The sequence below is a fragment of the Candidatus Methylopumilus universalis genome (assembly GCF_006365315.1).
Classification (GTDB): domain Bacteria; phylum Pseudomonadota; class Gammaproteobacteria; order Burkholderiales; family Methylophilaceae; genus Methylopumilus; species Methylopumilus universalis.
The window spans coordinates 543,647-557,325 of record NZ_CP040968.1 but is presented as its reverse complement, the minus strand read 5'-3'; the positions used below and the strand labels follow the sequence as shown (position 1 = coordinate 557,325).

The 13,679-nt window shown below is 34.5% G+C and carries 8 protein-coding genes; 5 read left to right on the top strand and 3 right to left on the bottom strand.

Features of this window, described 5'->3' with window-relative positions; translation table 11 throughout:
• Positions 1-52 precede the first annotated feature (52 nt).
• The 3 genes from FIT79_RS03055 to tldD are packed head-to-tail and all read left to right on the top strand — an operon-like array spanning position 53 to position 6,182.
• Positions 53-3,880, top strand: coding sequence for a YhdP family protein (locus tag FIT79_RS03055; RefSeq protein WP_139875570.1), 3,828 nt, complete (start codon positions 53-55; stop codon positions 3,878-3,880).
• Between the two features lie 2 nt (positions 3,881-3,882).
• Complete coding sequence (locus FIT79_RS03050; RefSeq protein WP_139870264.1) at positions 3,883-4,737, top strand: carbon-nitrogen hydrolase family protein; 855 nt, start codon at positions 3,883-3,885, stop codon at positions 4,735-4,737.
• 8 nt (positions 4,738-4,745) lie between these two features.
• Positions 4,746-6,182 carry a metalloprotease TldD gene (gene tldD / locus FIT79_RS03045; protein WP_139875569.1) on the top strand — a complete coding sequence of 479 codons (1,437 nt, stop codon included), beginning with the start codon at positions 4,746-4,748 and terminating at the stop codon, positions 6,180-6,182.
• 2 nt (positions 6,183-6,184) lie between these two features.
• On the opposite strand, the gene efp is transcribed toward tldD, so the two are convergent.
• From efp to greB, 3 genes are read right to left on the bottom strand one after another with little or no spacing between them, the layout of a single operon-like run.
• A complete protein-coding gene (efp, locus tag FIT79_RS03040; RefSeq protein WP_028817911.1) occupies positions 6,185-6,742 on the bottom strand; it encodes an elongation factor P in 558 nt (185 codons plus the stop codon).
• Between the two features lie 55 nt (positions 6,743-6,797).
• Complete coding sequence (earP, locus tag FIT79_RS03035; RefSeq protein ID WP_189644873.1) at positions 6,798-7,898, bottom strand: elongation factor P maturation arginine rhamnosyltransferase EarP; 1,101 nt, start codon at positions 7,896-7,898, stop codon at positions 6,798-6,800.
• Positions 7,891-8,376 (bottom strand): transcription elongation factor GreB, encoded by a 486-nt coding sequence (gene greB, locus FIT79_RS03030; protein WP_139867536.1) that lies wholly within the window; start codon positions 8,374-8,376, stop codon positions 7,891-7,893. Before greB ends, earP begins: the two co-directional genes overlap by 8 nt.
• A 43-nt stretch (positions 8,377-8,419) precedes the next feature.
• Between greB and FIT79_RS03025 the strand changes: the two genes are divergently transcribed.
• Both FIT79_RS03025 and FIT79_RS03020 read left to right on the top strand, forming a co-directional pair.
• On the top strand, positions 8,420-11,023 hold the full coding sequence (locus FIT79_RS03025) for a PD-(D/E)XK nuclease family protein (protein WP_139875567.1): 2,604 nt from the start codon (positions 8,420-8,422) through the stop codon (positions 11,021-11,023).
• The gene (locus FIT79_RS03020; protein ID WP_139875566.1) at positions 11,020-13,665 is read left to right on the top strand and encodes a UvrD-helicase domain-containing protein; all 2,646 of its coding nucleotides are present in this window, start codon (positions 11,020-11,022) and stop codon (positions 13,663-13,665) included. The genes FIT79_RS03025 and FIT79_RS03020 overlap by 4 nt, the downstream gene beginning before the upstream one ends.
• Positions 13,666-13,679 lie beyond the last annotated feature (14 nt).

The window sequence follows — 13,679 nt, the reverse complement described above, 5'->3', positions numbered from 1 at the left end:
TAAAGTAAAATAGCGTAAGCGGTTTAAGTTTAAGTACGTTTAAGAAAGACCAATGAAACAAAAATTAATTCCTTACGCAAAAAAAATAGGTATTGCATTCGTCATTACCTACCTTTTTTTTATCGTTATCTCTAGCCTTGCATTTCAATTTTATATTAAGCCTAATTTAAATAACTATAAATCAAGAATAGAAATTCTTGCTTCAGAGGCAACAGGGCAAACGATCAAAATAAATTCACTTGAAGGTCGATGGGATTTTATAAATCCGGAGTTTGCCTTAAATGAAGTTGTATTTTATGACAGTCAAAATAATACAACCCTAGCGCTAAAAAAAATTAGTGCTGACTTTTCTTGGTTAAGTCCATTTTATTTAAGCCCAACACTTTCGGAAATAAAATTAAAAACGCCTAAACTTCTAATCCGACGAGATATGACTAATAAAATTTTTATTGGCGGCATACCTATTGATGGTCCTGCTAATAATAAATTAACAAACTGGCTTCTTAACCAGAAGAAAGTGTCTATCGAGCAAGGCGAGATTGATTGGCTGGATGAATATAAACAAGCCCCAGTGCTCACACTAAAAGATTTAAATTTTAGCTATAAAACACCTTTTATCATCGAGCTCATTGGTCAACATAAATTCGATGTCAATTTTAGAATCAGCAATAGTGATAACCAATTTATTGGTCTTAGCGGAAAAATTTATGCGAAAAAAATCGAAGATATTAATTCCTGGGATTCTGAAGTTAAAATTAAAGCTGGCAACATCAATCTGTCAGCTTATACGCCCTGGGTGAACTACCCAATAAAAATTAATGCTGGCACTGGCGATTTAAATTTAACTGCAAGTATTACTAATGCAGCAATCGCTAAAATTAAAGCATCAATCAAGCTCACAAATTTTAAAACTGAATTAAATCAAGCTAATAAAAATGAACTTAATCTGAAGAATTTTTCAGGTAATGTTACTTGGCTTTCGAATAAGGTTGGTCACGAAGTTATATTTGAAAATCTTTATCTCCTTACAAATAATGGAATTAATATTGAAAATGCCAATACGGCCATTACCATTTCAACTGAAACGAATAAACCAACCGCCTTCTCTCTTAAAATAAATAAGATTCAGCTCGATGCAGCAAATGAAATACTCCAAACAATTCCTTACTTTGATGATGTTAAAAATAAAGTTAGTGCAATCCAACCATCGGGCTCACTTACTAACGTCGACCTTAAGTGGATGGACAATAAAAATGTTGAATTAAGCCTCAAAGCTCAATTTGATAAATTAAGCTTAAAAACTTTTGAAGATTTACCAGGATTCGAAAATCTAACAGGCTCGATTCATCTATCTAATGAAGATGGCTCTTTAAAATTTAAATCAACTGATGTTTCACTTACATACAATAAATTATTTAGAGAAGCACTCAAATTTAATGATTTACATGGTGATTTAAAATGGACAAAAAATTATTTAATGTTTAAAAATATTAGCTTTAATAATCCATTTATTAATGGTTCAATAAATGGCAGCATCAAACAGATGCCTCAAAAAGAAACTTATTTGGATATTCAGGCTTCAATTCCTTTTATAGACTTAAAACATGCTAAAACTTATTACCCAAAAACAATAGGAGCCGAAAGTCTTCACTGGCTTGACACCTCACTCCTTGAGGGCAGTTTAGAAAATACTTTAGTTTCAATTAAAGGTTTGTCAGCCGATTTCCCATTCGTTGATGCGCAGAACCGTCCCGATCCCAATAAAGGTAACTTTATTGTTACAACCACAGGGAAAAATACCTTGATCGAATATGGCACGGGATGGCCAGTTATTGAAAAATTTGATTTTAATGCGTCAGTCAATGCTGGGACTTTCGAATTGCTAAGCAAGAAAGGTCAATTCCTAGGTAACACAATTAAAGAGCTTAAAACAACTATTCCTGCAATAGCGATCGAGCATCCCATACTGAATCTGCAAAGCACGCTAAATAGCCCAACACGTGAAGCTGTTAAATTCATTAATAACAGTCCTATAAAAGAATCTGTTCAACATTTATTTGATGAAGCAACTGGTTCTGGAGAAGGAAGACTCAAAGTAAATATTGATATCCCTATGGATAATCTTGACGCCATTACTTTTAAAGGTAATTACCAATTTTTAGATAGCAACCTAACCAATCCATCAATGGGGATTCCAAAGATCGAAAAAATAAAGGGCTTAGTAAGTTTTGATGAAAAAAATGTTAAAACTGAAAATCTCACTGGCAACATGTTTGGAGGCAACACTAATATTTTACTTATTGCAGACTCAAGCAAGGCTATTAAGGTGAAATTAAATGGTACCTTTACTGACAAGGGTATAGAAGAAAAATTAGGGACAAGTTTTTCTAAATTAAATGGATCGGCTAATTGGGAAGGACTAGTGGAATATAAAAAACCTTTACTCAATATACAATTATCTTCCGATCTAAAAGGAATTGAGATGAACTACCCTGCTCCATTTAATAAAGCACGCGATAAGGAAGAAAAATTCCACTTTACTAAAAAACAGAATAATACAAAAAATGATGAAATTGAATTTAAATATAGCAATATTGTGAATTCAAAAATCACTCGCATAGAAAAAAATAACCTCATGTCAGTTGATAAGGGCTATATATCAATTAACTCAGACATCAGAACAAATTCGCAAAAAGGACTTTATCTCAAAGCTAATTTACCCTATGTAAACTTAGATGACATTATAAGTATCTATAGTGGAGGAGATAGTGCCAGTGGCTTTAAAATTGACAAAGCTGATATAGCGCTCAAAAATGCTGATCTCTTTGATAGGCGATTTAGTAATATCAAAATAGAAATAGCACCAGCTAATGGCAGCACAAAATTTAAAATAAACTCCAATGAAACATCAGGCAATCTTTTGTGGGCTGAAAAGGATAACAAACTAATAGCCAGATTAAATAAACTCAAGATACCAGCCGAAATTAAAAAAATATCTTCAACTCAAAGCGCAACCAATCAAAAAGTACCTAATTTAGACATTAAAATTGATTCGCTTGAGTTAGACGGCAAAAAAGTTGGAAAACTTGAACTTGTTTCTAATACTTCAAAACAAAATATTAATATTCAAAAATTTAAGATTGTGAATGATAAAAATATTTTTCAAGCAGATGGAGAGTGGGTAGATTGGAATAAGAACTCAAAATCAAATATTAACTTTAGCTGGAAAATTGATAATCTTGGCGATACACTCAATTTCCTTGGCTATCCAAATTTTGTAAAAGATGGGGAAGCTGACTTATCTGGTCAATTTAGATGGCCAGGCAATCCTTTGTCCTTCGATAAAACCAGAGTGGATGGATCATTTAACCTTGACGTGCGTAAAGGAACAATTCAAAAAGTCGAGCCTGGTATAGGAAGACTCTTTGGCCTTGTTACCCTGCAAAGCTTACCTAGAAGACTTAGTTTAGATTTCAGAGATTTATTTGGCAGCGGATTTGTGCTTGATACCATGAATGCTTCTGTTCGAGTAAGTAATGGCATCATGAAAACAAGTAATTTTAGAATGAATGGCCCGGCGGCTGAAGTATTTATGACTGGTGAAACAAATATTATCCATGAAACTCAAGATTTAAACGTGAAAGTTACCCCTCATATTAGCGATAGCCTTTCTATTGCAGCTCTTGCAGGAGGTCCGCTTGTAGGAGCGGCAGCATTTATTGCACAAAAAATACTTAAAGATCCTCTTAACAAAGTACTGACCTCTGAATATAGAATTATTGGTACATGGGAAAATCCAGAAGAAGTAAATAATTCTGCGTCAGATAAAATTAAAACGACAATTGATAATACCAAAAACTTATTTAATGATAAAAAATAAAAATGGCAATTAAATCTAAAATAAAAACGACTAAAGCAAGATTAGTTAATAAAGATATCGTAAAAATTGCAGGGATACAAATGGCATCTGGGCCAGATATCAAATCAAACCTTAATGAAGCTGAAAATTTAATTACAATTGCCGCTAATCAAGGCGCTAAACTTATTGCCCTCCCTGAGTATTTCTCTATTATGAGTTCCAAGGACTCTGAAAAATTAAAGGCGAAGGAGAAGCCTGATCATGGCCTCGTTCAATCCTTCCTATCAAAGCAAGCCAAAAAAAATAAAGTGTGGATTATTGGTGGTTCTATTCCTTTAGTTTCGAAAGATAAAAATAAAATCAGAAATAGTTGTTTAATTTATGATGACAAAGGAAATTTAGTTCATCGCTACGACAAAATACATCTTTTTGGATTTGATATGGGCGAGGAATTTTATCGAGAAGATAAATTAATTGAAGCGGGTTCTGATGTTGTAGTTGTCGACTCTCCATTTGGTAAAATTGGAATTGCGATTTGTTATGACCTTCGATTTCCAGAATTATTTCGAGCAATGAAGGAAATCGACCTTCTAGTAATTCCATCAGCTTTTACAGAAACGACCGGAAAGGCTCACTGGGAAATTCTGATTCGAGCAAGAGCTATAGAGAATCAATGTTATGTGTTAGCGCCTGCTCAGGGTGGCTATCACCTATCTGGAAGAGAAACACATGGTAACTCACTTATTGTTGATCCATGGGGCACTATATTAGATCGTCTGTCGCGAGGCTCTGGAGTAATTACGGGATATCTTAACAAAGAATATATCAAATCCATTCGCAAATCTTTGCCTGCTCTTAAACATCGAACTATAAAATAATACTTCTTATGGAACATAAAATTTCTCATGCAAAAAATTTACTTCTTTCGCAATCTGGCATTGAAATTAACGATCTAAATAAAATACTTAATGGCATGATGGCTCATGGTGTCGATTATGCAGACCTATATTTTCAATACACAAAAAATGAATATTGGGGTCTTGAAGAGGGCCAAGTTAAGTCAGGGAGCTTCTCAATCGATCAAGGTGTAGGTGTTAGAGCAGTTAATAAAGATAAATCTGCATTTGCTTATTCAGATGATATATCTATTGAAGCTCTTTTATCTTCCTCAAGCATTGCTAAAGCTATTGCTTCGAAAAACTTAAATCAAATTCATAAACTAGATCATCCAAAAATAACTTCTAATTTATATGGAGGTCAAGATCCTCTCTCGGCCGTTCCTGCAGAAGCAAAAATTAAGATTCTTGAAAAAATAGAAAATTTTGCTAAAAAAATGGATGAGCGGATTACTAAAGTAACAGCTTCAATTGCTGGGGAGTATGAAGTAATTTTAGTGATCAATAATGAACAAAAAATTGCTGCTGATATTAGGCCTTTAGTAAGATTATCTATTAATGTTATTGCAGAATCGAATGGAAAAAGAGAGCAAGGCTCATCAGGGGGTGGTGGACGTTTTGGATTTGAATATTTCTCAGACGAAATATTAAAACAGTATGCGCAAGAAGCGGTTCACCAAGCCACAACCAACTTAAATGCTAAGCCCGCTCCTGCTGGAAGTATGACAGTTGTCTTGGGTCCCGGATGGCCTGGCATTCTTCTTCACGAAGCTATTGGTCATGGTCTCGAAGGTGACTTCAATCGAAAAGGTAGCTCCGCATTTAGTAATAAAATTGGTACACAAGTTGCTGCAAAAGATATTACTGTCGTTGATGACGGCACTATCAAGGATCGACGAGGGTCACTTAATATTGACGATGAAGGTAATGAAACACAAAGAACCGTGCTTATTGAAAATGGCATTCTAAAAGGCTACATTCAAGATACATTAAATGCGAGACTCATGAATATGCCTATTACTGGAAACGCAAGAAGAGAATCATATGCACATTTACCTATGCCAAGAATGACAAATACATACATGCTAAATGGTACAAAAACTCCGGAAGAAATTATCAAGTCAGTAAAAAAAGGAATTTATGCAGTTAATTTTGGCGGCGGCCAAGTAGACATCACAAGCGGAAAGTTTGTATTTTCTGCAGCTGAAGCTTGGATGATTGAAGACGGGAAACTGCTCTACCCAGTCAAGGGCGCAACGTTAATAGGAAATGGCCCTGAAGTTTTAAAGAAAGTCAGTATGATTGGCAATGATATGTCTTTGGATTCAGGGGTAGGAACCTGCGGTAAAGAAGGTCAAAGTGTTCCTGTAGGTGTAGGCCAACCCACTATCAAGATTGACAGTTTAGTTGTAGGTGGAACTGCTTAGGATTATAAAACGCGGTTTTTGTATTCTAAGGTACGCGTATCAATTTCAATCTTGTCACCGGTATTGCAGAATAAAGGCACCATTACTTCAAAGCCCGTATTAATTTTAGCTGGCTTCATTACCTTACCTGAAGTGTCGCCTTTTACAGCAGGCTCAGTGTAAGTAATTTCTCGGGTAACAGAATTTGGAAGCTCTACAGAGATAGCTTTCCCATTATAAAATTTAACTTCGCAAGGCATGCCATCTTCTAAGAAATTTAAAGCTTCTGACATATTTTCAGCATCAATTTCATATTGATTATATTCACCATCCATGAACACATAAGCAGGGTCTGAAAAATAAGAATAAGTAACATCCTTTTTATCCAACACAATCACTTCGAATTTATCACTGGCGTTATAAACGTTTTCGCTCGGCGCTTCAGTCAAAAGATTTTTCATTTTCATCTTTACCACAGCTGAATTTCGACCTGATTTATTATATTCAGCTTTTAAAATGACCATTGGGTCAGTGCCAACCATAATAACGTTACCAGCGCGAAGCTCTTGAGCGATTTTCATAATATTGATCCTTGGGAATGCTTACTAAATAAAAGGGAGAAATTATACTCGAAAATTATGTTTCAGAACAATAATCAACCAAACTCTCGACAAATGATGGCTCTTTGAAATAGTGATGACTTCGCTTCAATGCGAAAGACTCCAAAGAAGACTGATTTTTGAAAAAATCGCGCCATAAAGCTTCATTAAATTTATTATTCGACCAATCGTCATGCATTTTAAATAAAACCTCTGATAACTCTTGTTCACAATCCTCACAATAGCTCTTCAAAAAAGCTTTTAGTTTAATTAAATGGATACTGTTTTCTTGGATATATGGCTGCCAAATAAAAGGTTTGCCGGCCCAAATTGCTCTTATCCAGCTATCTTCACCGCGCACAAAATTAAGATTACATGACCGAAGTAGATCATCAAAATCATCGTGGCTTAAAAATGGATAGGAAATGATATGAATATACTGATAATTCTTTTTTACTTTTAAAAGATCAAATAAATATTGAGGTATGAAAAATTGAATAGGCTTTTTCATAAGCTCCATAACATCTAAAAAAGCTTCAATTTTTTGTATTGGGTAATAAAAAAGTGATATTGAATAGAGGTTAGGATTGCCGCCAAATGACTTAATAAATTTATCACGATTAGCTTGAACAAAAGACTCTCGACGCGATAGTAAATTCTTCTCACGGATGAGGCCGCCTGTTTGACCAGTAAAGCCAGGATAAAAGAAAGTTTTAATAAGGCCTGATTCAGGATCTATTGAAGGTTTTAAATGAAAATTCTCGACCCATGGCTCAGCTGACAAATATTCAATGGCAATATATTTGGACTTTTCGCTTTGCATAAGCAATTTATAGGCATTAGGTAAATCAATATTAAAAAGATTAAATACAAAAGCTGGAGGTGGCGGAAGTGATTTTGAATCTTCACTAAAATCACAATGATGAATAGTAATACCATCGACCGTTTGTTTTTTTAAGGAAATATCTAATGAAGGGATGAGTCTTCTAGAAGTCATAAGATCATCCACAAGGAGATGCACCTCAATATTAAAATCAACTTTGAGTTGTTTTGCTATGCGCCATGCAACACCAATATCACCGAAAAAATCAATCACCTTGCATATTAAATGACAAGCTATAAGGCTTTTGTTACTCATGATACGACACATCAATAATTCTAAAATTAACTAAGCCACCCGGAGTCTCGACTTTTACCTCATCATCTAAGGCTTTTCCTAAAAGCGCCTTAGCAATAGGTGAAACCCAACTAATAAAGCCTTTTTCTGTATCAATCTCATCTTGCCCTACAATACGAAAATGATGCTCTGAGTTATCAGACTCATTAAGAAGTGTGATCCACGCGCCAAAAAAAATCTTATCCTGCTGTTCTTGTGAAGATGGATCAATCACTACAGCCTCATCAATCCGACCAAATAAGAATTTCGCTCTTGCATCTATCTGACGGAGGCGTTTTTTTCCATATATATAATCTCCATTCTCACTGCGATCTCCATTACTTGCCGCCCAGGAAACGTCTGCTACTACTTTAGGACGATCAACTTTGACTAAAAAATCAAGCTCATCTTTTAGGCACTGATATCCTTGTTTAGTAATGTAATTTTTGCGTTCAGCCATATTTTTTAATAATAATTAACGGGGATAAGTTTACAATAGAAGCATGCATTCTGAGCAAAAGCCTATCTATCTCTGTCGTAATTCAAAAGAAGCTTTTAAATTAAGCCAACACTTTAACTCAAAAGAAAAAGTGATGGCTCTTCATGACTTCATTAATAATCTCTTTAAAAAACACCCAAACATCAACATGCCATTCCGAGTTCTTAATGGTATCGAAGAAAAATTGCTATGGGAAAGTAGCATTAAACAATACAAAAAATCCTCATTTGATTTATCTAATATTGAAAGCTTAAGTGAGACTGCTAGCCAGGCTAATCGACTCATAGATCAATTTCTTATTGGCGAAAATACCTTAAAAAGTGAAGAGCGCAGTGAAGAGCATGCATTTTTTAACGCTTGGCGTTTAATCTTTAAAAAATATTGCAACGATAAAAATATCATCACCTTCAATGGCCTTATAAAAATAGCAATTGAACATATCACATCGAAGGATATATCTATTGATTGCCCAATTCATTTTGTAAATTTTGATTTTAGAACGCCGATTGAAGAATCATTTATTAATGCATGTCAAACTCAAATTGACGTGACTTTTTTTGTAGATACTAAAATAAAGCCTTCTATTGAGTCGCGTATTTTTCTTAATGAAGAGCATGAATGTATGCAGGTTGTGGAATGGTGCAGAAATCAAATAGAACAAAATAAAAAAATACTTATTGTGACGCCCCAGCTTGATCAAATCATAGATCGTCTCACAAGCTTACTTGACAAAACATTCCATCCTGAATCATTCACCCCAAGCCTATCTCAAGAAAAAAGAATTTATCAGTTCTCATTAAATACGCCTTTATTTCATTTATCCATGATTTATTTAAATATAAAGCTAATAGAATTTGGCGCGCGAGGTTTTTTTAATATTAAAGACCTGAAAAATATCTTGTGTCATAACGGCTGGTCAAATGATCAAGAGTTATTTCTTCGCTATAGGCTTATTCACCAACTAGAGAGAAAACGTAGAGGTAATGTCTCAATTCACGAGCTTATTGAAATCCTAGAGACAACTGAGGGGTTAGTTCATTTAACGCCATCTCTAATGAAGCATTTAGATCAAATCCAAGTCTCACATCATGAATGGAGAGAAAAAAGAGCCCCTTCCGCATGGATTAAAACATTTGATGCGTATTTAAAGAATATTCAATCTAGCCTTTTAAATCCAAGAGATGGTTATGAAGAGGGTGTTTATGAGGCGTGGAAGAAAATTACTGAAACTGTATCCTCGTTAGACAGGCTTACAGATGAAATATCTATTCAAGATATGTTAGACACACTTCAGTATTACCTCAAAAAAACTACCCATCAACATCAACACGAGGGTAATTTTAAAATTGATATTTTAGGCTTTCATGAAATAACCTATGAAACCTATGATGCTACGTGGATTATGAATTTAAATGAACATAATTGGCCTACACCTCAGCAATTTAATCCCTTTATCCCTATCAAAATTCAGCATGATTGCCACATCAATACCCATGAAAAACGCCATTTACATGCCACAAATATTTTAGACAAATTCACCCATACGTCCGCCTTGGTAACACTCTCTTACGCTAAAAAAATGGGGGAAGAAGATATCTTTCCGTCACCTATTTTGTACCCATTCATATCCTCGAAACCACATGAAGATATTAATTTTAATTATAAAAAAGATACATTTAATCATGATGTTATAGAATATATTGAAGATAATACTTCAATTAAAATTGACGTTGCACAAACTGCAAAATCAGGAATTAAACTGCTTGAAGCACAGTCCATCTGCCCTGCTTGGGCTTTCTATGAATTTAGGCTCGGGGCCAAAAGACTAGAAGATGAAGATGAGGAAAATTTAACTACTAGGCTTCGCGGAAATCTCTTTCATAAAACCTTAGAGCAGTTTTGGATGGAATATAAATCATCATTTCTAGTAAGTGCTTTAAGCAAAGATGAACTCTCAAAGAAAATTCAAGATATTGCGCATAAGAACATTTCAGCGGAAAAGAAAATGTACCCCAGAATCTTACCTGAGTTTTTCAATATTGAAGAAATACGCTTAATTAATTACCTTGAAAATTGGATTCAATTTGAGTTAAAGCGTGGTGACTTTGAAGTTAAAGAGACAGAAAAAAATATACCCATCCATTTAGGTTGTCTCAACTTTAATATCAAGATTGATCGTATTGATGAAGTCAATCAAAACAAGATTGTTATTGATTACAAATCTGGAGCCACAAAAACTCTTAACGAATGGTTTCTAAATGCCTATGGAGAGTTGCAAATGCCATTCTATGCGCTCTTTGCGTCAGATAAGCCTATTGATGCAATTGCTATTGGCGTTATTAATTCATCAAAACCTCAATGGATTGGCTTAGGTCGCGATATGGAACTTCTTAAAGGCATAAAGGATGCTTCCTGCTCTGCTCAATACCAATCTTGGGATGAGTTACTTGCCTTTTGGAGGTATCGCATCAATGATGCGGCTAAAAGCTACGAATTGGGCGATGCAGCTGTTAGATTTGCACGTGAAAAAGACATGACTTACTGTCATGTTAAACCTATCCTAAGGCTCCCTGAGCGAACATTACAATTTGAGAAAACTAAGCAATGAATGACGGCGAATTAAGAGAGAAAGCGCTTCATTTAAGCTCGTTTATAGTAGAGGCGCCGGCAGGCTCTGGTAAAACGAGCTTACTTACTGATCGATTTTTAAAATTGCTTACCGTCGTTGATATGCCAGAAGAGATTGTAGCAATCACCTTCACAAAAAAAGCAGCTTCAGAAATGAAGGCTAAGATCATTGAGCGAATTAAAGAAAGCAAAAGTCCTTTTGCTCAAACAATTCTAAAGCGGTCAGAAGAGAAAGGTTGGGATATTGAACATAATCTCTCCCGACTTAAAGTAATGACGATTGATAAGTTCTGTCATAACGTGGTCAGTCAAATTCCTGTGTTAAGCAAAATGGGGAGCAAGCCTAATATTACTGATACCCCTGAAAAATTTTACGAAGAGTCAGTCAAACAAACTTTACAGGCTAAAGATGGCATCGAGGACATTAAAGTTGTCTTCACTCATTATGACAATGAGTATGAAAAGATTAATCGTCGTTTAGTGGCGATGATGTCAATTCGAGACCAGTGGAAATATCGATGTAATATGCTTACCCAAAAATCAAGTGGGCAAATCATTGAGGAAGGCAATGCTTACCTTGAACATTTGACGAAGCCTATATATCAAAAAATTAGGACTGAACTCAATCAAGATCAACTAAATGATCTTATTGAAATTCTTCACTACTTAGAAAGTACCAATCTTAGAGAAGATATAAAGCTAAAAAATAAAAACAGTTTTAATTTTGATTCAGAAGAAATCCCATTATGGCAAACGATCACAAAAATTTTATTCACAGATAAAAATACCAGACGCGAAAACATTTCAGCCCGAGAAGGATTTAAGAACGATGACGAAGGAGAAATATATAAAAATAAATGTCGCAATCTCCCAAATATCGATTTTTTATTGGCTATTAAAGCTATACCGGAACCTCTTAGCGAAACATATGCTTTAAAACTAAGATCTATTGCAAATATTCTCTTACAGTGCGAAAAAAAACTACGACAGCTATTTAAACAAAGAAATACTGTCGATTTTATTGAGATTATAGAGATTGCTAATGAGGCGCTTGGTAAAAATGATGCGGCAAGCGATCTTTTATTATCTTTAGATTATAAAATTTCACACTTACTTATCGATGAATTCCAAGATACAAGCAGAAGTCATTTTAATTTCCTAAAGAAAATTGTTGATGGCTGGACTCCTGAAGCACAAAAAACCATTTTCTGTGTGGGTGACCCTATGCAATCTATATATAAATTTAGGGAGGCTGATGTCAGTATTTTTATTGAAGCCAAAAAAAATGGCTTTAATACCATCCCCTTAGAAACTATTCAGCTTAGAGATAATTACCGGTCCTCTTCTACTATTGTGAATGAAATAAATCAGATATTTGAAAATATACTTCCAAAAGAAGATTTAATTCAAGAAGGTGCTGTATCTTACAAACCTTTTGTATCGGCAAAAAAAGAGCATGATTCTAATGTAAGTGAGTTCAAATTTCATGCATTAACATTCACTGAAAGTACAGATATTGATACTGAAGAAGCAAAGTATGTATGTAATCTTATTGATACATTTCCTGAAAATGAAAAAATCGCTATTCTCACAAGATCCAGAAGCCATCTCTCTGAATTAATTAATTACATTAGAAAATTCAAACCTACTCTAAAATTTAATGCAGTAGAAATTGATGCCTTAGACAAGCATCAATCTATTCAGGATATTCTTTCCTTAAGCTACGCCATGCTTGACTTAAATGACCGGATTCACTGGCTTGCAATTCTTCGTGCGCCCTGGTGTGGGATTATGTTGAATGACCTAGCGCTCCTATTTCAAAATGACCATACCTCAACAGTATGGGAAATTATTCAAGATGAAAATAAAATGAGTGGAATTTCCCCTGATGGAAGGAGAAGAATTCGACGACTCATCGATATCCTAAAAAATGCATTCGATAATCAAAGCAAGACTCACATTAGAAGACTTATAGAATCAGTTTGGATGAATTTAGGTGGTGAACTATGTCTACATAACCCCAATGATATTGTAGACATTAATAAATTTTTCAACATACTACAAACATCAAGTTCCCCTATAGCTATAGACTTTGAACTTGTCGAACATCAAATTACAAAAACGTATTTATCCGACATTCCTTCAGCTGAAGAACGTATTCAATTTTTTACAATCCATAAAGCCAAAGGTCTCGAATTTGATACTGTCATTATTCCTTCACTTAATTCAACAACACGAGCATCAGACAAAAAGATGATTGTATCTGACACTTCGGTAAAAAATAGCCGTATCTTTGACATCACAGCATTTAGCGAGCCTGATAATAAATCCCCTCATTTGCATGATTTAATCTATGGAATAGAAAAAAGTAGGGAAGAAAATGAATTAAAAAGACTTCTTTATGTTGCCATGACAAGAGCAAAAACAAAACTTCACCTTGTAGGGTCAGTTATGCATAAGGATGAAATAAAGCCCGCTTCAAATTCTTTTTTATCAATGCTATGGAACATTTACGGCAATAATTTTTACGAGGTAAAACCTATAGAAAATATTGATATAGATATTGAAAGCAGCAAAATCGAAGAGTTTGTTCCAAAGCTTATGCGATTGAAGTTAAATTAGAATCGATTCTAATC